Genomic DNA, 23,156 nt, shown 5'->3' with positions numbered 1-23,156 from the left:
CGGCGCGGGTGACAATCAGAACATGGTGTACAGGGAGTAGAAGATCGCAGAGATAGCGATAAGACCCATGATAACCACGAAGACATTACTCACATGGCCGCTGTACTTACGCATGGCTGGCACTTTCTGAATCGCATACATCGGCATCAGGAACAGAATCATCGCGATGACCGGGCCACCCAGCGTTTCAATCATACCCAGGATGCTTGGGTTCAGGGTCGCTACCGCCCAGGTGGTGAGCAGCATGAACAGCGCAGTGATTTTATTCAGCTTGCTGATTTCAATGCTCTTGCCTTTACCACGCAGAGATTTAATCACCATACCGTTGAAGCCTTCGCGTGCGCCCAGGTAGTGGCCCAGGAAGGATTTGGTGATGGCGATCATCGCGATGATCGGTGCCATCCACGCAATCAGCGGTGCGTTAAAGTGGTTCGCCAGGTAAGACAGAATAGAGATGTTCTGATCTTTCGCTGCCGCCAGGTCTGCCGGGGAGAGGCTCAGTACGCAGCTGAAGACGAAGAACATCACGGTCAGCACCATCATGATGTGAGCGCGAGCCAGGATGCTGGAGCACTTCTTCTCAGCGCCATTACCGTACTCTTCACGTTTCGCCACCGCGAAAGAGGAGATGATCGGGGAGTGGTTGAAGGAGAAGACCATGACCGGGATTGCCAGCCACAGGGTCATCAGCAGGCCGTTACCGGTTGCAGACGCGCTGCTCAGGGACAGCGTTTCCAGTGCGGCACCGTTCCACTGTGGGATCAGGTAGCAGGCCAGCAGCATCAGTGCAGCGACAAACGGGAATACCAGCACGCTCATGGCTTTCACAATCATCTGCTCACCGAAGCGCACGATGGTCATCATGCCGACAATCAGGATCAGAGACAGGATGGCACGCGGTGGTGGCGTCATGTGCAGCTGGTGCAACATGAAGCTTTCAACGGTGTTGGTGATGGCCACGCTGTAAACCAGCAGGATGGGATAAATCGCGAAGAAGTAGAGCAGGGTAATCAGTTTACCTGCACCCACGCCGAAGTGTTCTTCAACAACTTCAGTGATGTCTTCGCCCGGGTTTTTACCGGACAGCACGAAGCGGGTCAGACCGCGGTGTGCGAAGTAGGTCATCGGGAAGGCGATGATGGCCATGATGATCAGCGGAATCAGACCGCCGACGCCTGCGTTGATAGGAAGAAACAGTACACCAGCGCCGATTGCTGTGCCGTAAAGGCCAAGCATCCACATGGTATCCGTTTTGCGCCAACCACTTCGGGATTCAATCGAAGCAACGGTGCTGGTTTGAGTGGTTTCCATCTATATCTCCTGGAGGAAGCAAATTGTCAGGTTTCTAGTCAAATCCGATGAAAAAGTGCCTGACGGTAATATGAAATTCGTTCAGTGACGGTTTTTTAATAATTTTCGCCCGTAACTATTGGCGGGCGGAAAGATACATTCTCGTTATGAATCTATCAGTGATCCTGATCCCAAATGCAATAATCCACTTATGAAGTGGGCATCTTTAGACCATTTATCTGTTAAAAAAACATCAAAGAGAATTTACGCGCGCGCAGGCTATCACCAACGACATGTAAGCTAAAAGGGCGGCCCGCGAGATAGGTGTCTTTTGCTGTAAAGAAATGGCTTTTTAGGATTTTCTGGCGGGTAATTTAGATTAAGGCTGATAATTTGCGGTTGCTAATGCGAGGTAATCGTTTGCGTTTGCGGCGAGTTTGTTTAAGACATAAGTGATATCTATGAATTGATTCGGTAATAAAAAAGCCGGGACGCACAACAGGGCGTCCCGGCTTTAACGACAACAGACCAACCGTTAAGTGCAGATTTCGTAGCACGGAATATAGGCTGAGCCCGGCAACTTCATGCGGTGTTGGGCCACAAAGCCCTGAAGCATGTCATCCATGCGACGCATCATCTCCCGGTCACCGTGGATCTTGTACGGACCATACTGCTCAATCGCGCGAATGCCCATCTCTTTCACGTTCCCCGCGACAATCCCGGAGAAGGCGCGACGCAGATCGGCAGCCAGCACTTCCACCGGCTGGTCCGGGTAGAGTTTGAGGTTCGCCATATTTTCATGGGTAGGCTCAAACGGGATCTGCAGATCGGGCGCAATACGAATTGACCAGTTGAAGCTGTAAGCATCGCCGGTATCACGACGATTCTCTTTCACCAGCGGCATCGCTTTTTTCATCTGACGCGCCACTTCCGCCGCGTCATCGATGATGATGCGGTAGTGACGACGCGCGGTTTCTCCCAGCGTATGCACGATAAACTCGTCCAGCACGCGGAAGTAGTCTGCGCTCTCTTTTGGCCCGGTCAGGATCAGCGGCAGAACCTGATCTTTGTTGGCCGGGTTCATCAGAATACCCAGCAGATAGAGCAGCTCTTCCGCCGTGCCCACGCCGCCCGGGAAGATGATAATACCGTGCGCGATACGGACAAACGCCTCCAGGCGTTTCTCGATATCCGGCATGATAATCAGCTCGTTCACCAGTGGGTTAGGCGGCTCAGCGGCAATGATTGACGGCTCGGTCATGCCGATAAACCGTCCCTCTTTGTAACGCTGCTGCGCATGACCCACCGCGGCACCTTTCATTGGCGCTTCCATTGCCCCTGGACCACAGCCGGTACAGATATTTAGCTCACGCAGGCCAAGCTGCGTTCCTACCCGGCGGGCATAGAGATATTCGGTTTCGTTAATCGAGTGACCGCCCCAGCAGACCACCATGTTCGGGGCTTCGCCAACGTGCAGGGCACGTGCGTTGCGCAGAATAGAGAATACCAGGTTGGTAATATGGACCGAGCTTTCCAGATCGAGATGCTGGAAACGGCCTGCGTTGTGGATCTGCCCGTTAACAAACAGGATGTCACGCAGTACGGCAAACAGGTTGGCCTGAAGGGAACGAATGATACGCCCGTCAACAAAGGCCTCTTCTGGCGGGTTGATCACTTCCAGTTTCACGCCGCGCTCGCGGCGCAGCACGTTGATATCAAAGCTTTCGAAGCGGGACAGCAGTTCTTTACTGTTATCTGTCAGGCTTCCGGAGTTCAGTACGGCAAGTGAACAGTTACGAAACAATTGATACAAATCGCTGCTGGCCGTGCGTTTAAGCATGTCCACTTCCAGCTGCGACAACATATCCATTGAGCCAAGCGGGCTAATATGTGTAATCAAGTGAGCTCCTTATGGGACGATTATCGTCATTCCCTTTGATTACAATAGCCCTGGCGTGTGAGGTTTCACAACACTTCGGGCGGAATACCGCCCGCATATTGTGAAAAAATTTATATTATTGACGTACCAGGCGACCCGTCGCTGGCACAAAATCAGTGTTGGTGCGCCACGGGTTAATGTCCAGCCCACCACGTCGGGTATAGCGCGCGTAAACGCTCAACTTCTCTGGCTGGCAGAAACGCTGGATATCACTAAAAATACGCTCCACGCACTGCTCGTGGAATTCGTTGTGATGGCGGAACGACACCAGATAGCGCAGCAGCTTTTCGCGATCGATTTTCGGGCCGCGATACTGGATCTGTACCGAACCCCAGTCCGGCTGGTGGGTAATCAGACAGTTGGATTTCAGCAGATGGCTGACCAGCGTCTCTTCAACCACCTTGCCGCTCGCCGCGTTTTCGAGGTAATCGGCGCTGAATTCATAATTCTCCACCTCGATATCCTGATCGTCGATGCAGGTTCCGTTGAAGTGGGCGATCGGCTGCCCTTCCAGTTCGTGCAGGCGGTACAGCGAAACGCTGACCTGACCCTGAGCACAGGCGGTTAAATCGCGTTCCAGCGTCTGCTGAACCTCATCCCAGTGATTAAATTTGGTCTGGTTGAAACTGTTGAGATAGAGCTTAAAGCTCTTGGATTCCACCAGATTCTGGCTGGCGTAATCCAGCTCAACGTGTCCGACCGCCACCTGCGGCAGGCCGCGCGCGTTGAGCCAGGAGATTTCATACAGCGTCCAGATATCGCCGCCCACGAACGGCAGCGCGTCCGCGTGCAATCCCAGAGGATCGCGGTTCAGACTGCGCGGCACACCCTGCAGCAGGCTTGCATCGTAGGTATCGCGGTAATCGGTCGATTTACCCAGCGTTAAGCCGGTTAACGCCTGATGATTTTCGTAAGACATGTTTCATAGCCACTTTACAGGTATACTTATGGGCTGAGTTTATCCTGTCTTACAAGAAGAGAGAAATCGGTGGACATCGAAACTGCAAATGCCCTTACTACCTTCACGACCCGCTATTGCGATGCGTGGCATGAAAAGCATGGAACGTGGCCGCAAAGTGCTGAATTATATGGCGTACCGTCACCGTGCATTATCTCTTCTCAGGATGATTATGTTATCTGGCAGCCGAAGCCGAGTACCGCCGGGCAAAATGTAAATGCGGTTGAACGGGCTATGGAGATTGTGGTACAACCAGCGGTTCACGCGTTTTACGTCACGCAATTTGCAGGGGATATGCCCGCTCGCTTGGGTGATTTGACGCTGACGCTGTTGCAGACCTGGAGCGAAGACGATCTGCAGCGTGTTCAGGAAAACCTGATTGGTCATCTGGTCACGCAAAAACGCCTTAAGCTTTCTCCGACGCTCTTTATTGCTACGCTCGACAGTGACCTGGATGTGATTTCCGTCTGTAACCTGTCTGGCGAAGTGATTAAAGAGACCATCGGCACCCGCAATCGCGAGACCCTCGCCCCTTCACTTGCGGATTTCCTTACCCGACTTGAGCCTCTTCTGTAATCCATAATGCTACAGCGCGTGTGAGAGATCTCTTACAAGGTTTGTGAGAGATCGCTGGAACATTCAGTATTACCTCATTTAATTAAGATTAATATCACGCTGTTTTTCAATGGATTAGCTGTTTATCCCAGCTTTTATAGGGCTTTCTTACGTCTTACAACGCTCCCCTGGTGGGTTGTAAGACGAAGCGGAATAGCGGATTCTATCTCTGTCGACAGGACGCCGACACGAGAAACGAACATCAGGATGATGGCGTTTCTTACTCAGGACACGTCAGGATGACGCTGCAGGAAGGCTTCAGGATGAAGCAAAGGGATAACGCAGGACGCGTAAGGGACACCTCCAGGAAGGAGAACGAGAGCCGAACAGGACGGTCGGTGGGTCAGGAAGGCCAGGACGTTTCAGGATGAAACAAGCACGTCAGGAAGATGTGTGCAGGATGCGAAAGGTAGACGGATGACCAGCCCTTCGGGCATCAGGAATAGTTGTCACGGATGAGCAGGGAGCACGAATTGTAGCTGGAATGCTGCGGAACGAACCGGGAGCACTGTTTTTACAGTGCTCCCTTTTTATTTCTGCCTCCCGCAATGCTATGCTGCGCGCCGTTCACTTTTTCAGTTGAGGTTACCATGACGCAACACGATAGCATTCGTGCTCAGTTGCACGCCATCGAAGCCCTTTTGCGCCAACATCAGCTGTGGCAAGAGACCGCGCCGCAGCCGGAAGCGTTCGCCAGCACCCAGCCATTTTGTCTGGATACCCTGGCCCCGTTCGAGTGGCTCCAGTGGGTGTTAATTCCGCGCATGCACGCGCTGCTGGAAGGCGGTCATCCGCTGCCGCAGGCGTTTGCGGTCTCTCCCTATTATGAAATGGCTCTTGAGGCGACGCACCCTGCGCGCGCGGTCATGCTGGTTGAGCTGGAAAAACTGGATGCCCTGTTTGCCGGTGAAGATGCATGACGCTTGAGATCCTCTATCAGGACGAGTGGCTGGTGGCGGTGAATAAACCGTCTGGCTGGCTGGTGCACCGCAGCTGGCTGGATCGCGACGAGAAAGTGGTCGTGATGCAGACCGTACGCGACCAGATTGGTCAGCATGTTTTTACCGCCCATCGTCTCGACAGACCGACCTCCGGCGTGCTGCTGATGGGGCTTTCCAGCGAGGCGGGACGTCTGCTGTCTCAGCAGTTCGAACAGCACCAGATCCAGAAACGCTACCACGCGATCGTGCGCGGCTGGCTGACGGACGCCGCCACGCTCGACTATCCGCTGGTAGAGGAGCTGGATAAAATCGCCGATAAATTTGCCCGCGATGACAAAGGCCCGCAGCCTGCCGTGACGGATTATCGCGGCATGGCGACCACGGAAATGCCGGTGGCAACCAGCAAATTCCCCACTACGCGCTACAGCCTGGTTGAGCTTTTGCCCAAAACCGGGCGTAAACACCAGCTGCGACGCCATCTTGCGCACCTGCGCCACCCGATTATTGGCGACAGCAAGCACGGCGATCTGCGCCAGAATCGCAGCGCGACCGAGCATTTTGGCTGTAACAGACTGATGTTACACGCCAGCGAGCTTAGCCTGACCCACCCGTTTACCGGCGAACCGCTGAATATCCGTGCAGGGCTGGATGATGTCTGGATGCAGGCGCTGTCACAGTTTGGCTGGCTGGGGCAACTCCCCGAAAATGAAAGGGTTGAGTTTGTATCTGGCAACGTTCAGGATGAACAGTAAACGCATTCATAGGGAAAAATATCATGGCTGAAGTAGGCATTTTTGTCGGCACTATGTACGGCAACTCACTGCTGGTAGCGGAAGAGGCTGAGGCGATTCTGGCAAGCCAGGGCCATAAAGCCACGGTCTATGAAGACCCGGAACTGGCAGACTGGGAAAAGTATAAAGATAAATACATTCTGGTGGTGACGTCCACTACCGGGCAGGGCGATCTGCCGGACAGCATCGTGCCACTTTTCCAGGGCATTAAAGACCAGCTTGGCTATCAGCCGGACGTTCACTACGGCATCATTGCCCTGGGCGATAGCTCTTACGCAAACTTCTGCGGCGGCGGCAAGCAGTTTGATGCGCTCCTGCAGGAACAGAGCGCCCAGCGCGTCGGCGAGATGCTGCTGATTGATGCCGGTGAGCATCCTGAACCGGAAAGCGAATCGAACCCGTGGGTCGAGCAGTGGGCTACGCTCCTGAAATAGTTTTCCAGGCCGGGTCAGGCGAAGCCGCCACCCGGCAATACACTCCGCACCAAACCTCAATTCCGTGAACCACCTTCCACTTGCCTGGGCTTATGCCATAAACAACCGCTCGCACACCCTTTAATACTGTGTTTTTGCACGGTGAGAGAACGAGTCACTCCTTCATATACTTTTCCGGTCACTTATAAAACGGCTTCAGGCCGTACCAAAACGACAAAACACATCTCATTCTGATTACCCTACCGGTGCTGTACAGAATGAACCAGGCGAAAGCTATGTTTCAGGAGTGCAACAATGAGTACATTAAGCCACGCAGCGAGCAGCGCTGAGAAGCGCACGAATGCCCGCTACTGGATAGTGGTGATGCTGTTTATCGTCACATCCTTTAACTATGGTGACCGCGCCACGCTGTCGATTGCCGGCTCTGAAATGGCAAAAGATATCGGCCTTGATCCGGTGGGCATGGGTTACGTTTTCTCCGCATTCTCATGGGCCTACGTCATCGGGCAAATTCCAGGCGGCTGGCTTCTGGACCGTTTTGGCTCTAAACGTGTCTATTTCTGGTCCATCTTTATCTGGTCTGCATTTACCCTTTTGCAGGGCTTTGTCGATGTTTTCAACGGTTTTGGCATTATCGTCGCGCTCTTTACGCTGCGCTTCCTGGTAGGTCTGGCAGAAGCGCCTTCCTTCCCGGGGAACAGTCGTATTGTCGCGGCCTGGTTCCCGGCGCAGGAGAGGGGAACGGCGGTGGCGATTTTTAACTCCGCCCAATATTTCGCCACGGTGATCTTCGCACCCATTATGGGCTGGCTGACGCACGAAGTGGGCTGGTCGCACGTCTTCTTCTTTATGGGCGGGCTAGGGATCATCATTAGCTTCGTCTGGTTGAAAGTGATCCACGAACCGAATCAGCATCCTGGCGTAAACAAGAAAGAGCTGGAGTACATTGCGGAAGGTGGTGCGCTGATCAACATGGATCAGAAGTCCGGGAAAGTAAAAGTCCCGTTCAGCCAGAAATGGGCGCAGATCAAACAGCTTGTCGGTACGCGGATGATGATCGGCATCTATCTGGGCCAGTACTGTATCAACGCTCTAACCTACTTTTTCATCACCTGGTTCCCGGTGTACCTGGTGCAGGCGCGAGGGATGTCGATCCTGAAAGCGGGATTTGTTGCTTCGATCCCGGCGATCTGCGGCTTTATCGGTGGCGTGCTCGGCGGGGTGATATCCGACTGGCTGATGCGCCGCACCGGATCGCTGAATATCGCGCGTAAAACGCCGATTGTGCTCGGCATGTTGCTCTCCATGACCATGGTGTTCTGCAACTACGTCAGCGCCGAGTGGATGGTTATCGGCTTTATGGCGATGGCCTTCTTCGGCAAAGGCATTGGCGCGCTGGGCTGGGCGGTGATGGCGGATACCGCGCCAAAAGAGATCAGCGGCCTGAGCGGCGGTCTTTTCAACATGTTCGGCAACATTTCCGGGATTGTTACGCCAATCGCGATTGGCTACATCGTTGGTACGACGGGGTCATTCAACGGTGCACTGATCTACGTCGGCGTGCATGCGCTGGTGGCAGTCCTGAGTTACCTGGTGCTGGTGGGGGATATCAAACGTATTGAACTCAAACCCGTAGTGGAGCGTGGCTGATGACAACGCAATCAAGCCCCATCGTGACTGAAATGAACGTTATTCCCGTGGCCGGGCAGGACAGCATGCTGCTCAATATTGGCGGCGCGCACAATGCGTGGTTTACCCGCAATATCGTGGTGTTGACTGATAGCGCAGGAAATACTGGCGTGGGTGAGGCACCTGGTGGGGAGGTGATCTACCAGACCCTGGTCGAAGCCATTCCGCAGGTGGTGGGCCAGGAGGTTGCCCGCCTGAACAAGGTGGTTCAACGGGTGCATAAGGGTAATCAGTCGGCAGATTTTGATACCTTCGGTAAAGGAGCCTGGACGTTTGAGCTGCGCGTCAACGCGGTGGCCGCGCTGGAGGCCGCCCTGCTTGATTTACTGGGTAAAGCGCTGAATGTCCCGGTCTGCGAGCTGCTGGGGCCGGGCAAACAGCGTGATGCCGTCACCGTGCTTGGCTATCTGTTCTACGTGGGCGATCGCACGAAAACCGATCTCCCCTATCTGGCGCAATCACCGGGTAACCACGACTGGTATCAGCTGCGCCACCAGCAAGCCCTTACCCGCGACGCGGTGGTCCGCCTGGCCGAGGCGGCTCAGGATCGCTACGGCTTCAAAGATTTCAAGCTCAAGGGTGGCGTGCTGCCCGGTGAGCAGGAGATTGAAACCGCCCGGGCGTTGAAAAAACGTTTCCCGGAGGCGCGTATCACCGTTGACCCTAACGGCGCCTGGCTGCTGGAGGAAGCCATCAGCCTGTGCAAAGGTCTGGGAGACGTGCTGACCTACGCAGAAGACCCGTGTGGCGCGGAGCAGGGCTTATCTGGCCGTGAAGTCATGGCCGAATTCCGACGTGCCACCGGCTTACCGGTCGCCACCAATATGATTGCCACTAACTGGCGCGAAATGGGTCATGCGGTGATGCTGAACGCCGTCGATATTCCGCTGGCGGACCCGCACTTCTGGACGCTCTCCGGCGCGGTGCGTGTGGCGCAACTGTGCGATGACTGGGGACTGACCTGGGGCTGCCACTCCAACAATCACTTCGACATTTCGCTGGCGATGTTCACCCACGTTGGCGCCGCGGCACCGGGAAACCCGACCGCTATCGACACCCACTGGATTTGGCAGGAAGGCGAAGCCCGCCTGACGAAAAATCCGCTGGAAATCAAAAATGGCAAGATTGCCGTTCCCGATGCGCCGGGCCTGGGCGTGGAGCTTGACTGGGATCAGCTTCATAAAGCCCACGAGGCGTATAAAAAGCTACCGGGCGGTGCGCGTAATGACGCAGGCCCGATGCAATACCTTATTCCCGGCTGGACATTTGACCGTAAGCGCCCTGTTTTTGGACGTCACTGATAAAAGGATTACACGATGAGTACTTTTACGACCCCTGTCGTCACTTCCATGCAAATCATTCCGGTCGCGGGTCATGACAGCATGCTGATGAACCTGAGCGGGGCACATGCACCGTTCTTTACCCGCAATATTGTCATTATCAAAGACAATGCCGGCCATACCGGTGTGGGTGAAATTCCGGGCGGGGAGAAGATCCGTAAAACGCTGGAGGATGCCATTCCGCTGGTGGTGGGCAAAACGCTGGGTGAGTACAAAAATGTCCTCAACACCGTGCGCAACACCTTTGCCGACCGCGATGCGGGTGGCAGGGGGCCGCAAACCTTCGATCTGCGAACCACCATCCACGTGGTGACCGGGATTGAAGCCGCAATGCTGGATTTGCTGGGTCAGCACCTGGGCGTTAACGTCGCCTCGCTGCTGGGTGAGGGGCAGCAGCGTTCAGAAGTAGAAATGCTTGGCTATCTGTTCTTTGTCGGCAATCGCACACTGACGCCGCTGCCGTACCAAAGCCAGACGAAGGAAGCATGCGACTGGTACCGGCTGCGCCATGAAGAGGCGATGACCCCGGATGCGGTGGTGAGGCTGGCGGAAGCGGCATACGAAAAATATGGCTTCAATGATTTCAAACTGAAAGGCGGCGTGCTGGCGGGTGAAGAAGAGGCAGAGGCCATTTCCGCGCTGGCAAAACGCTTCCCACAGGCGCGCGTGACGCTTGATCCAAACGGTGCATGGTCGCTTGATGAAGCGATCAAAATAGGTAAACAGCTCAAAGGTGTGCTGGCGTATGCCGAGGATCCCTGCGGGGCCGAGCAAGGTTTCTCGGGCCGCGAAGTGATGGCGGAATTCCGTCGCGCCACGGGGCTGCCGACCGCGACCAATATGATTGCCACCGACTGGCGTCAGATGGGGCATACCCTGTCATTACAATCCGTCGATATTCCGCTGGCTGACCCGCACTTCTGGACGATGCAGGGCTCGGTCCGCGTGGCGCAGATGTGCCATGAGTTTGGCCTGACCTGGGGATCGCATTCTAATAACCACTTCGACGTGTCGCTGGCAATGTTCACCCACGTTGCCGCCGCCGCACCGGGCACCATTACTGCTATCGACACCCACTGGATCTGGCAGGAGGGGAATCAGCGTCTGACCAAAGCGCCGTTTGAGATAAAAGGTGGCATGGTGCAGGTGCCTTCAACGCCGGGATTGGGCATTGAGCTCGATATGGACCAGGTGATGAAAGCGCACGAGCTTTATCAGAAACACGGTCTGGGCGCGCGGGACGACGCGATGGCGATGCAGTATCTGATCCCCGACTGGACATTCGACAATAAACGTCCGTGCATGGTACGATAAACGCACTGGGACCGCTCCCATTAGCGGTTCTTTACGTGGTGTATGCTTAACGTAACGACTATGCGTAAGGATGGCTTATGAAAATTGTTATCGCACCGGACTCGTATAAGGAAAGTTTGAGTGCGCTTGAGGTTGCGACAGCGATAGAGCGCGGTTTTCGCGAGATCTTTCCCGAGGCGGTTTACGTCAAACTGCCGGTCGCGGATGGGGGAGAAGGCACCGTTGAGGCGATGATCGCGGCAACGCAGGGGCGAAGGGTACATGTCCCGGTGACCGGTCCCCTCGGCGAGCGGGTGGAAGGATTTTACGGGATTTCGGGTGACGAACAGAGCGCCTTTATTGAAATGGCGGCGGCAAGCGGTCTGGAACTGGTTGCGCCTTCGCAGCGCGATCCCCTGAAAACGACCTCCTGGGGCACAGGTGAACTTATCCGTCACGCGCTGGATGCGGGCGTTAAGCATATCATCATCGGTATCGGCGGCAGCGCCACCAATGACGGCGGGGCCGGGATGATGCAGGCGCTGGGTGCGAAGCTGCTCGACGCCAGTGAACAGCCGCTGGGGCAGGGCGGAGGCGAGCTGGGAAAACTCGCGCGTATCGACCTGAGCGGCCTGGACACGCGTCTGGCCGAGTGCCGGATTGAGGTCGCCTGCGACGTGACCAATCCTCTGGTTGGAAAGGATGGCGCGTCAGCCGTATTTGGCCCGCAAAAGGGGGCCACGCCTGAGATGATCATCACCCTGGACAATGCGCTTGCTCATTATGCGCGGATTATTGCCCGGGATCTGGATATGGATGTGCTAAACCTTGCTGGCGGTGGTGCGGCGGGGGGCATGGGCGCGGCGCTGTACGCTTTTTGCGGCGCGCAGTTGCGCCAGGGCATTGAGATTGTAACCGATGCGCTACACCTGGCCGACCAGGTGGCCGATGCAGATTTGGTTATCACCGGCGAAGGCCGCATCGACAGCCAGACGATCCACGGCAAAGTCCCGGTGGGGGTAGCGAAGGTCGCGAAACGCTTTAACAAACCCGTTATCGGGATTGCGGGCAGTCTGACGGCGGATGTTGGCGTGGTACACGATCACGGCATTGATGCGGTGTTTAGCGTGATTTACACCATCTGCTCGCTGGAAGATGCGCTGGAAAATGCCAGCGCGAATGTACAGATGACCGCCAGAAATATCGCGGCGGTGCTGAAAGTGGGGCAGGGAATGTAGTTCTCCCGCTCCCCGTAGGAGAGGGTTGGGGTGAGGGCATCAGGCCGCACCCGCAATCGTAGGCCCGGTAAGGCGAAGCCGCCACCGGGCTTTTATCTCAGCTCCCCAATACCTTCATCGCTTCACGCGTCACGTTATCCATTTCATCCAGCAGCTCCAGAAACTCGGGTTCCAGCTCCGATTCTGGCGTACCTGCGCGCAGTTGCTGCTCCAGCAGCTGGCAGAGATTTTTAAGCCGCGGTACGCCGCTATAGCCGCAGCTGCCGTGAAGCTTGTGGATGGCTTCCAGCAGTTCATCCGGGTGTTCCCCCACAAGCTGTTCTTCAACCTTATTACGTATCTCCGGCAGAAACGCGACCAGCATTTGCAGCATCTCGCGGGCTAAATCGGGTTTACCTGCCGCCTGACGCAGCGCAAGCTGCCAGTCAAAGGTTGCGTTTTGATTGACGGCGACCTCAACCGGCTCGCTGGAAACCGTGTAGCTTCCGCCAATATGTCCCGGCTTATAGCGTAACAGCAGGTTATGAAGCTTCTCTTCGTCGATAGGTTTCGCCAGATAATCATTCATCCCGGCGCTCAGTAACTTCTCTTTCTGACCGGCCATCGCATGCGCGGTGACCGCAATCACCGGCGTTTGCTGCTGATGTGGCAGCTGGTGGATCAACTCACAGGCCCGAATGCCATCCATGCCCGGCATCTGAATATCCATCAGAATTAAATCGAACTGCATCTGTTTGGCTTGTTCAACGGCCTGCGTGCCGCTGGTGCACAGCTCCACATGCTGAACCTGATCTTCCAGCAACACGCCAATGAGCTTCAGGTTTGCCGGGTTGTCATCAACTGCCATCACGCTCATCGGCAGTTTTTGCTCATCGTTAATCAGCGGAAGGGCATGCTGGCTAAGACGGCAATACTCCGTGAGGGCGGGCAGCAGGCGGGTGGCGGTGAGGGGTTTAAGCAGACACGCAGCTGCCCCGTCGTTTTTCAACTCTTCCGCGTTTATCTGAGCGTGGCAGGGCAGCGCCAGCAGCAGATAGTCAGTCATCGACGCGGCTTTCGCCAGCCGCTCCTGCTGCATGGTCAGTTCGCCGGTGAACGTCACCGGAATACCCATCAGCAGAATGTCGTAGTGCTCAACGGCAAGCGCCGAGAAGGTAGGGCTGTAGACTACCTCCAGGGGGGTGGTGCTTAAAATATCCAGCGTGCACTGCGCGGCCGCCGCGTTAGGCTCGACGTAGGCCAGAAGCTTACCTTTCAGGCAGCCCGTCACCGGACCGTCGGTCAACGCGTTCGGATTGAGATCCAGGTTAATGTGGAACCAGAAGGTTGAACCGCGGTTTGGCTGGCTGTGGAAAGAGATATCGCCGCCCATCTCGTTTACCAGCCTCTGCGTAATCACCAGCCCCAGACCGGTACCGCCATGACGACGGGAGATACTGGCATCCGCCTGGCGGAACGCCTGGAACAGACGCGACTGATCGCGCTCGGGAATACCAATCCCGGTATCGCGGATCTGAACCTCAATCTGTACCTTGTTGTTACTGAGCGCGCGTTTTTCTACCAGAATGTCGATGTTGCCGCTTTCGGTGAATTTAATGGCGTTGCCAACAAGATTGGTAATGACCTGCTGAAGGCGCAGAGGATCGCCGATGACGTTATCCGGCACGTCGTTTTTGATGTTAAGCGTCAGTTCAAGGCCTTTGTCGTGTGACGAGTGGGCGAGCAGCGTGACCACTTCATCGAGCGTACCGCGCAGCGGGAACGGTATGCTCTCCAGAATAAGCTTGCCCGCCTCCAGCTTGGAGAAGTCCAGCACGTCGTTAATGATCGCCAGCAGGTTGTTGGCCGAACGTTCAATGGTGTGCAGATGATCGCGCTGCGTCGGGTTAAGCTCGCTTTTCAGCGTCAGGCGGGTAAAGCCGATCACCCCATTGAGCGGTGTACGCAGCTCGTGCGACATATTGGCAAGGAATTCAGATTTAATCCGCGCCGCTTCCTGGGCGCGCTTTTTCGCCAGATCCAGCTCAACGTTCTGGATCTCCATCTGCTCCAGCGTTTCGCGCAGGTCAGACGTCGCCTGGTCAACGTTATGTTGCATCTCTTCGTGATAGGCCGCCAGCGACATGGCCATCGAGTTGATGCCGTTTTTCAGCATATCCAGCTCGCCCAGCATAAAACCTTCTACGCGGCTGTCGAGCTGTCCCCGGCGGATGCGGTCAACGGTATTGACCATATTGCGGATGGGGCCCGTTACGTCGCGCATCAGGCGCCAGCCGAAGATCAGTGCAATACCAATACAGAACAGCATCATCACGCCAGAGATAAAAATCTCTTTGTACTGCTGTAGCCGGACTGACTTGAGATCCAGCTCCAGCGCCACATAGCCCAGCATGTTATCGCTGGATTTGGCGTCAGATTGCGCAGACTCGTCGGGGGAATAACTTTCCGACACGATCGGCGTGCGCAGGATCATGATATCGCCGCGCCGCAGTACGGTGAGATGGCGCGGGAAAGGTGTACCGTCCGGGATTTTCAGGGCCGCCGGATCGAGATGAAAATTCGAGGTGACAAACAGGCGGTTATGTTCGTCGTAAACGGAAATGGCGCGTACGATGTCCGAGTGGCGTCGGTGAAGCACGCTGATTAACTGCCCAATGGATTCGCGGTTTTGCAGGTTCATCCCGTACTCGCTTGAGACGGCGAGCGGTTCGATGATGCTGGCGCCTGCATCCTCCAGCTGTCGCTGCAAATCGTTATAGCGGTGCACCACAAAGAAGATACTCAGCAGCAAACCGATGAGAACGGTGGGGGCGAGGATCAAAATCATCATGCGCGCGCGCAGGCTGTAGTTGGTCATGGCGTTCCGTTATGGGACAATTAAGATAATTATGTTTATGTGAGAAAAATCTCGGCGATGGCGCAATTCTACTCTGCAAAACGACGCGTGACGACGCGTCAAATCATTACTGTTGAAGCCACAGACCTTGACCCGTTTGGTCAGGGGGTGGCTCATCACAATGGTAAGACTCTGTTTATAACAGGTTTGCTGCCAACAGAACGAGCAGAAATTACGCTGACGGAAGACAAACGCCAGTACGCGCGCGGACAGGTGAAGCGTCGCCTCAACGATAGCCCGGCGCGCGTTGCGCCACGCTGTCCGCATTTTGGCGTTTGCGGAGGCTGCCAGCAACAGCATGCGAGCACAGAATTACAGCAAAAAAGCAAAAGCCGCGCCCTGGCGCGTCTGCTGAAGCACGACGTGAATGAAGTTATTGCCGATGAGCCCTGGGGCTACCGTCGCCGCGCGCGTCTGAGTCTGAGCTATCAGCCCAAAACGGCGCGGCTGGAGATGGGTTTTCGCAAAGCGGCCTCCAGCGATATTGTTGATGTGAAGCAGTGCCCTGTTTTGGTGCCCCATCTTGAAGCATTGCTTCCGCACGTGCGCACTTGCCTCTCAGGACTGGACGGCGTTCGCCATCTTGGGCATGTCGAACTGGTCATGGCCAATAATGGCCCGCTGATGGTGTTGCGCCACACCGCGCCATTATCGAAAAAAGATCGCGAAAAACTGGAACGCTTTTCGCATTCCCACGACCTGGCGCTTTTCCTTGCTCCACAAAGCGAGATACTTGAACAGGTTACCGGTGATGCGCCCTGGTATGCGTCAAACGGGCTACGCTTAACGTTTAGCCCGCGGGATTTCATTCAGGTAAATGATGGCGTAAACCAGCAGATGGTTGAGAAAGCGCTGGCGTGGCTTGATATACAGCCCACCGATCGGGTGCTCGATCTGTTCTGCGGCATGGGCAACTTCACGCTGCCGCTGGCGCGAAAAGCAGCAAGCGTCGTTGGCGTGGAAGGCGTTGAAGCGCTGGTGGCTAAAGGGCAGGAGAACGCACAACAGAACGGCTTGCAAAATGTGACATTCTTTCATCAAAATCTTGAGGAAGATGTGACGCAACAGCCGTGGGCACTGCAGGGATTTGACAAAATCCTGCTCGACCCGGCGCGCGCCGGTGCCCCGGGCGTCATGGCGCATGTGATTAAACTTGCCCCGAAGCGTGTGGTCTATGTTTCCTGTAACCCGGCAACGCTTGCCCGTGACAGTGAGGTATTAATCAGCGCGGGTTACCAAATTCAGCGTCTGGCAATGCTGGACATGTTCCCGCACACTGGGCATCTGGAATCGATGGTGTTGTTCGAGCACATCTAATTTGTTTGGCTTGTCGACTTCGACAGGCCCTGGTCCCTAAAGGAGAGGACAATGGTTGCGGTAAGAAGTGCACATCTCAATAAAGCTGGGGAGTTTGACCCACAAAAATGGATCGCAAGTCTGGGAATTTCCAGCCAGCAGTCGTGTGAACGCTTAACCGAAACCTGGGCCTACTGTCTTCGCACCACACAGGGTCATCCGGATGCCGATCTCCTTTTGTGGCGCGGCGTGGAGATGGTTGAAATCTTATCCATGCTGAACATGGATATTGAAACGCTGCAGGCCGCGTTGCTGTTTCCTCTCGCCGATGCGAACGTCGTGACGGAAGACGTGCTGCGTGAGAGCGTCGGACAATCCGTCGTCGCGCTGATCCACGGCGTGCGCGATATGGCGGCTATCCGCCAGCTTAAAGCCGCGCACACCGATTCCGTCTCCTCTGAGCAGGTCGATAATGTCCGCCGGATGCTGCTGGCCATGGTGGATGATTTTCGCTGTGTGGTCATCAAACTGGCCGAGCGTATTGCCCACCTGCGTGAGGTGAAGGATGCGCCGGAAGACGAGCGCGTGCTGGCCGCCAAAGAGTGTACAAACATCTATGCGCCGCTGGCGAACCGGTTAGGTATCGGTCAGCTCAAATGGGAGCTGGAAGATTACTGCTTCCGTTATCTGCACCCGGCGGAATATAAGCGCATTGCCAAACTTCTGCATGAACGCCGCATTGACCGCGAGCACTATATCGAGGAGTTTGTCGGCGGCTTGCGCCAGGCGATGAAAGAAGAGAACGTGCGCGCCGAAGTCTACGGGCGACCTAAGCACATCTACAGCATCTGGCGCAAAATGCAGAAGAAACACCTCGCCTTTGACGAGCTGTTTGACGTGCGTGCCGTGCGTATCGTGGCGGAACGTCTGCAGGACTGCTACGCCGCGCTGGGGATCGTCCACACTCACTTCCGCCATCTGCCGGATGAGTTTGATGACTATGTGGCTAACCCTAAACCTAACGGTTATCAGTCCATTCACACCGTGGTGCTTGGCCCTGGCGGCAAAACGGTCGAAATTCAGATCCGCACCAAACAGATGCACGAAGATGCCGAGCTGGGCGTTGCCGCGCACTGGAAATACAAAGAGGGAACGTCGGGCGGGGCGCGTTCTGGTCACGAGGATCGCATCGCCTGGCTGCGCAAGCTGATTGCGTGGCAGGAAGAGATGGCCGACTCGGGCGAAATGCTCGACGAAGTCCGCAGCCAGGTCTTTGATGACCGGGTCTACGTCTTTACCCCGAAAGGGGATGTGGTCGACCTGCCAGCCGGTTCAACGCCGCTTGATTTTGCCTACCACATCCACAGTGACGTGGGGCACCGCTGTATCGGGGCGAAAATCGGCGGGCGCATCGTCCCGTTCACTTACCAGTTGCAGATGGGCGATCAGATTGAAATCATCACCCAGAAGCAGCCTAACCCGAGCCGGGACTGGCTTAATCCGAACCTGGGGTACGTCACCACCAGCCGCGGACGCTCAAAAATTCACGCCTGGTTCCGCAAGCAGGATCGAGACAAAAATATCCTTGCCGGTCGTCAGATCCTTGACGACGAACTGGAACATATCGGGATCAGCCTGAAAGAGGCCGAGAAATTCCTGCTGCCGCGCTACAACTTCAACGAGCTTGACGAACTGTTAGCGGCAATTGGCGGCGGCGATATTCGTCTCAATCAGATGGTTAACTTCCTGCAGGCGCAGTTCAATAAGCCAAGCGCGGAAGAGCAGGACGCGGCGGCGCTGAAGCAGCTGCAGCAGAAAACCTACGCCCCGCAGCAGCGCAGTAAAGACAATGGCCGGGTAGTGGTCGAGGGAGTGGGCAATCTGATGCACCACATTGCCCGCTGCTGTCAGCCAATTCCGGGCGACGACATCGTCGGCTTTATCACCCAGGGGCGCGGGATCTCGATCCACCGTTCCGACTGTGACCAGCTTGCCGAGCTGCAGTCCCATGCGCCGGAGCGCATCGTGGAAGCGGTCTGGGGGGAGAGCTACTCCGCCGGCTACTCGCTGGTGGTGCGTGTTACCGCCAATGACCGCAGCGGCCTGCTGCGCGATATCACCACCATTCTCGCCAACGAGAAGGTCAACGTGCTGGGTGTTGCCAGCCGCAGCGATACCCGCGAGCAGCTTGCCACCATCGATATGACCATCGAAATCTACAACCTGCAGGTGCTGGGTCGCGTGCTCGGCAAACTGAACCAGGTGCCGGATGTGATTGACGCGCGTCGTCTGCACGGCGGGTAAATACACTCTTCTGTAGGCCGGGTAAGGCTTTGCCGCCACCCGGCTTGTTTTTTGATGGAAAACACTATGACTCAAATCGACCGCCTGCTCGGCATCATGAAACGCCTGCGCGATCCGGAAAACGGCTGCCCGTGGGACAAAGAGCAGACTTTCTCCACCATCGCCCCGTACACGCTTGAAGAGACCTACGAGGTGCTGGACGCCATTTCTCGCGAGGATTTTGACGACCTGCGTGGTGAACTCGGCGACCTGCTGTTCCAGGTGGTGTTCTACGCCCAGATGGCGCAGGAAGAAGGGCGCTTTAACTTTGATGATATCTGCGCCGCTATCAGCGACAAGCTTGAGCGCCGTCACCCGCATATCTTTGGCGATGCCACCGCAGGCAACAGCGCGGAAGTACTGGCCCGCTGGGAGCAGATAAAAAGCGCCGAGCGTGCTGAAAAATCCCAGCATTCGGCGCTGGACGATATTCCTCTGAGTCTGCCTGCGCTGATGCGCGCGCATAAAATTCAAAAGCGTTGTTCCGCCGTCGGTTTTGACTGGGACTCTCTGGGACCGGTGCTGGATAAAGTGCATGAAGAGATCGACGAGGTTATGCACGAAGCACAGCAGGCGGTGGTGGATGAAGCAAAGCTTGAGGAAGAGATGGGCGATCTGTTGTTTGCGACCGTCAACCTTTCGCGCCATTTAGGTGTAAAAGCGGAAACCGCATTGCAAAAAGCCAATCTGAAATTCGAACGTCGTTTTCGTGAAGTGGAGCGGATTGTCGCCTCGCGCGGCCTGGAAATGACCGGAATTGACCTCCAGGCGATGGAAGAAGTCTGGCAGGAAGTAAAACGCCAGGAATCTGATCTCTAACGGAATTTTGCGATCAAGCGCAATTTGTGTGATTTTTTAAATGACAAGCGCTTGATTTGCGTCAAAAACATTTACCCAAAAGGGGCTATTTTCTCACTCCTTATGTTTGTCATGGCCTGGAATGGAGACGGAGAATGAAAGTTTGTGGCGCTCGCCGTGTTCGGGTATACTACTTTCCCGTCCTGGTTATTCCATCGTTTCACCCTAACTTCTCAGGTTCAGCATGACAACGAACTATATTTTTGTGACCGGCGGGGTCGTATCCTCTCTGGGTAAAGGCATTGCCGCAGCCTCCCTCGCAGCCATTCTTGAAGCCCGTGGCCTCAATGTGACCATGATGAAACTGGATCCGTACATCAACGTCGATCCTGGCACCATGAGCCCAACCCAGCACGGGGAAGTGTTCGTTACTGAAGACGGCGCTGAAACCGATCTGGATCTTGGCCACTACGAGCGTTTCATTCGTACCAAAATGACCCGTCGTAACAACTTTACGACTGGCCGCATCTACTCCGACGTTCTGCGTAAAGAGCGCCGCGGTGACTACCTGGGCGCGACCGTTCAGGTTATCCCACACATCACTAACGCCATCAAAGAGCGTGTCCTTGCCGGTGGCGAAGGGCATGACGTTGTGCTGGTTGAAATCGGCGGTACCGTAGGGGATATCGAATCCCTGCCGTTCCTCGAAGCGATTCGTCAGCTGGCGGTAGATATTGGTCGTGAGCATGCGCTGTTCATGCACCTGACGCTGGTGCCTTACATGGCGGCTGCAGGTGAAGTGAAAACCAAACCGACTCAGCACTCTGTTAAAGAGCTGCTCTCCATCGGTATTCAGCCTGACATCCTGGTTTGCCGTTCCGATCGCGCTATCCCGGCGAACGAACGTGCGAAAATTGCATTGTTCTGTAACGTGCCTGAAAAAGCCGTTATTTCAATGAAAGATGTCGATTCCATTTATAAAATCCCGGGCCTGTTGAAATCGCAGGGCCTGGACGATTATATTTGTAAACGATTCAGCTTGAACTGTCCGGAAGCTAACCTGTCTGAATGGGAACAGGTTATCTATGAAGAAGCCAATCCGGCGGGCGAAGTGACTATCGGTATGGTCGGCAAGTACATTGAACTGCCGGATGCCTATAAGTCAGTTATCGAAGCGCTGAAACACGGTGGTCTGAAGAACCGCGTCTCCGTGAACATCAAGCTGATCGATTCGCAGGATGTTGAAACGCGTGGCGTGGAAATTCTGAAAGATCTGGATGCGATTCTCATCCCTGGCGGCTTTGGCTACCGCGGTGTTGAAGGCAAGATCGCCACTGCACGCTATGCGCGTGAAAACAATATTCCTTACCTCGGCATCTGCCTGGGTATGCAGGTTGCGCTGATCGAATTTGCGCGCAACGTAGCGGGAATGGAAAACGCGAACTCTACGGAATTTGTGCCAGACTGTAAGTACCCTGTAGTGGCGCTGATTACGGAATGGCGCGACGAAGACGGTAACGTCGAAGTCCGTACCGAGAAGAGCGATCTGGGTGGCACAATGCGTCTTGGCGCACAGGCCTGCCAACTGTCCGACGATAGCGTGGTTCGCAAGCTGTATGGCGAATCGGTCATCACCGAGCGCCATCGTCACCGCTATGAAGTCAACAACATGCTGTTGAAACAAATTGAAGCTGCGGGCCTGCGCGTTGCGGGCCGCTCCGGGGATGATCAGTTAGTCGAGATCATTGAAGTGCCAAACCATCCATGGTTTGTTGCCTGCCAGTTCCACCCGGAATTTACTTCAACGCCGCGTGACGGGCATCCGCTGTTTGCAGGCTTCGTGAAAGCCGCCAGCGAGTACCAGAAGCGTCAGGCGAAGTAAAAAAAGTTAGAACGGCAACGCGTACCTTTGGTACGCGTTGTTTGTCTGGAGTTTTAGTTTAACTTGTACTGAGGAAAATCTAATGTCCAAAATCGTTAAAGTCATCGGTCGTGAAATCATCGACTCCCGTGGTAACCCGACCGTTGAAGCTGAAGTTCATCTGGAAGGTGGTTTCGTCGGTATGGCAGCTGCTCCATCAGGTGCTTCTACGGGTTCCCGCGAAGCGCTGGAACTGCGCGATGGCGACAAATCCCGTTTCATGGGCAAAGGCGTACTGAAAGCGGTTGGCGCTGTAAACGGTCCTATTGCTCAGGCCATCATTGGCAAAGACGCTAAAGACCAGGCTGGCATCGACAAGATCATGATCGATCTGGACGGTACTGAAAACAAATCTAACTTCGGTGCGAACGCAATCCTGGCGGTTTCCCTGGCGAACGCCAAAGCAGCAGCGGCTGCTAAAGGTATGCCACTGTTCGAGCACATCGCTGAACTGAACGGCACCCCAGGCAAATACTCCATGCCTGTACCAATGATGAACATCATCAACGGTGGTGAGCACGCAGACAACAACGTTGATATTCAGGAATTCATGATTCAGCCAGTTGGCGCGAAATCCCTGAAAGAAGCGGTACGTATGGGTTCTGAAGTGTTCCACAACCTGGCTAAAGTTCTGAAAGCTAAAGGTATGAACACGGCTGTAGGTGACGAAGGTGGCTATGCGCCAAACCTGGGTTCTAACGCAGAAGCTCTGGCTGTTATCGCAGAAGCAGTAAAAGCTGCTGGCTACGAGCTGGGCAAAGACATCACCCTGGCGATGGACTGTGCAGCATCTGAATTCTACAAAGACGGTAAATACGTTCTGGCTGGCGAAGGCAACAAAGCGTTCACCTCCGAAGAGTTCACTCACTTCCTGGAAGACCTGACCAAACAGTACCCAATCGTCTCTATCGAAGACGGTCTGGACGAGTCTGACTGGGATGGTTTCGCATACCAGACCAAAGTACTGGGCGACAAAATCCAGCTGGTTGGTGATGATCTGTTCGTAACCAACACCAAGATCCTGAAAGAAGGCATCGAGAAAGGCATCGTTAACTCCATCCTGATCAAATTCAACCAGATCGGTTCTCTGACCGAAACCCTGGCTGCGATCAAAATGGCGAAAGACGCTGGCTACACCGCTGTCATCTCTCACCGTTCTGGTGAAACTGAAGATGCAACCATTGCTGACCTGGCAGTGGGTACCGCTGCAGGCCAGATCAAAACCGGTTCTATGAGCCGTTCTGACCGTGTTGCTAAATACAACCAGCTGATTCGTATCGAAGAAGCGCTGGGCGAAAAAGCACCATACAACGGTCGTAAAGAGATCAAAGGCCAGGCATAATTGCTTAAGCCTTAAATGAAAATGCCAGTCGA

The 23,156-nt window shown here is 55.2% G+C and carries 17 protein-coding genes; 13 read left to right on the top strand and 4 right to left on the bottom strand.

Annotated elements, in window-relative coordinates; genetic code table 11:
* Positions 1–15 precede the first annotated feature (15 nt).
* The 3 genes from ACOTYN_RS03715 to queF form a co-directional block, all read right to left on the bottom strand.
* Entirely contained in the window at positions 16–1,311 is a 1,296-nt protein-coding gene (locus ACOTYN_RS03715) for an HAAAP family serine/threonine permease (RefSeq protein ID WP_014885061.1), read from the bottom strand.
* Between the two features lie 514 nt (positions 1,312–1,825).
* A complete protein-coding gene (ppnN, locus tag ACOTYN_RS03710; RefSeq protein ID WP_014885060.1) occupies positions 1,826–3,190 on the bottom strand; it encodes a nucleotide 5'-monophosphate nucleosidase PpnN in 1,365 nt (454 codons plus the stop codon).
* 115 nt (positions 3,191–3,305) lie between these two features.
* Entirely contained in the window at positions 3,306–4,148 is an 843-nt protein-coding gene (queF, locus tag ACOTYN_RS03705; protein ID WP_014885059.1) for an NADPH-dependent 7-cyano-7-deazaguanine reductase QueF, read from the bottom strand.
* A 69-nt stretch (positions 4,149–4,217) separates the two neighbouring features.
* On the opposite strand from queF, the gene syd reads away from it, so the two are divergent.
* The 8 genes from syd (at position 4,218) to ACOTYN_RS03665 (ending at position 12,528) form a co-directional block, all read left to right on the top strand.
* A complete protein-coding gene (gene syd / locus ACOTYN_RS03700) occupies positions 4,218–4,763 on the top strand; it encodes a SecY-interacting protein (protein ID WP_032635665.1) in 546 nt (181 codons plus the stop codon).
* A gap of 629 nt (positions 4,764–5,392) precedes the next feature.
* Positions 5,393–5,722, top strand: a complete 330-nt coding sequence (locus ACOTYN_RS03695; protein ID WP_014885057.1) for a YqcC family protein — start codon at positions 5,393–5,395, stop codon at positions 5,720–5,722.
* Positions 5,719–6,495, top strand: coding sequence for a tRNA pseudouridine(65) synthase TruC (gene truC / locus ACOTYN_RS03690; RefSeq protein WP_071922930.1), 777 nt, complete (start codon positions 5,719–5,721; stop codon positions 6,493–6,495). Before ACOTYN_RS03695 ends, truC begins: the two co-directional genes overlap by 4 nt.
* A gap of 23 nt (positions 6,496–6,518) precedes the next feature.
* Positions 6,519–6,968 carry a flavodoxin gene (locus ACOTYN_RS03685; protein ID WP_023337703.1) on the top strand — a complete coding sequence of 150 codons (450 nt, stop codon included), beginning with the start codon at positions 6,519–6,521 and terminating at the stop codon, positions 6,966–6,968.
* A gap of 294 nt (positions 6,969–7,262) precedes the next feature.
* Positions 7,263–8,618, top strand: coding sequence for an MFS transporter (locus tag ACOTYN_RS03680; protein ID WP_014885054.1), 1,356 nt, complete (start codon positions 7,263–7,265; stop codon positions 8,616–8,618).
* Positions 8,618–9,958, top strand: a complete 1,341-nt coding sequence (locus ACOTYN_RS03675) for an enolase C-terminal domain-like protein (protein WP_071922931.1) — start codon at positions 8,618–8,620, stop codon at positions 9,956–9,958. Before ACOTYN_RS03680 ends, ACOTYN_RS03675 begins: the two co-directional genes overlap by 1 nt.
* A 15-nt stretch (positions 9,959–9,973) precedes the next feature.
* Positions 9,974–11,311 (top strand): glucarate dehydratase, encoded by a 1,338-nt coding sequence (gudD, locus tag ACOTYN_RS03670; protein ID WP_071922932.1) that lies wholly within the window; start codon positions 9,974–9,976, stop codon positions 11,309–11,311.
* Positions 11,312–11,388: 77 nt separating this feature from the next.
* On the top strand, positions 11,389–12,528 hold the full coding sequence (locus ACOTYN_RS03665) for a glycerate kinase (protein WP_014885051.1): 1,140 nt from the start codon (positions 11,389–11,391) through the stop codon (positions 12,526–12,528).
* A 97-nt stretch (positions 12,529–12,625) separates the two neighbouring features.
* Here ACOTYN_RS03665 and barA read toward each other — a convergent pair whose 3' ends face one another.
* The gene (gene barA / locus ACOTYN_RS03660; RefSeq protein ID WP_332956422.1) at positions 12,626–15,385 is read right to left on the bottom strand and encodes a two-component sensor histidine kinase BarA; all 2,760 of its coding nucleotides are present in this window, start codon (positions 15,383–15,385) and stop codon (positions 12,626–12,628) included.
* Between the two features lie 57 nt (positions 15,386–15,442).
* Between barA and rlmD the strand changes: the two genes are divergently transcribed.
* The 5 genes from rlmD (at position 15,443) to eno (ending at position 23,124) form a co-directional block, all read left to right on the top strand.
* Positions 15,443–16,741 carry a 23S rRNA (uracil(1939)-C(5))-methyltransferase RlmD gene (gene rlmD / locus ACOTYN_RS03655; RefSeq protein ID WP_023338758.1) on the top strand — a complete coding sequence of 433 codons (1,299 nt, stop codon included), beginning with the start codon at positions 15,443–15,445 and terminating at the stop codon, positions 16,739–16,741.
* A gap of 51 nt (positions 16,742–16,792) precedes the next feature.
* A complete protein-coding gene (relA, locus tag ACOTYN_RS03650) occupies positions 16,793–19,024 on the top strand; it encodes a GTP diphosphokinase (RefSeq protein ID WP_071922934.1) in 2,232 nt (743 codons plus the stop codon).
* Positions 19,025–19,090: 66 nt separating this feature from the next.
* Positions 19,091–19,882 (top strand): nucleoside triphosphate pyrophosphohydrolase, encoded by a 792-nt coding sequence (mazG, locus tag ACOTYN_RS03645; RefSeq protein WP_014885047.1) that lies wholly within the window; start codon positions 19,091–19,093, stop codon positions 19,880–19,882.
* 223 nt (positions 19,883–20,105) lie between these two features.
* Positions 20,106–21,743 (top strand): glutamine hydrolyzing CTP synthase, encoded by a 1,638-nt coding sequence (gene pyrG, locus ACOTYN_RS03640; RefSeq protein WP_014885046.1) that lies wholly within the window; start codon positions 20,106–20,108, stop codon positions 21,741–21,743.
* 82 nt (positions 21,744–21,825) lie between these two features.
* Entirely contained in the window at positions 21,826–23,124 is a 1,299-nt protein-coding gene (eno, locus tag ACOTYN_RS03635) for a phosphopyruvate hydratase (protein ID WP_014885045.1), read from the top strand.
* The last annotated feature ends 32 nt before the right edge of the window (positions 23,125–23,156 follow it).

Origin of the sequence: Enterobacter cloacae complex sp. IR5458 (genome assembly GCF_049238025.1) — a bacterium.
GTDB lineage: Bacteria > Pseudomonadota > Gammaproteobacteria > Enterobacterales > Enterobacteriaceae > Enterobacter > Enterobacter kobei.
The sequence above is the reverse complement of the archived record's forward strand: the minus strand, read 5'-3'. Positions and strand labels throughout refer to the sequence as shown.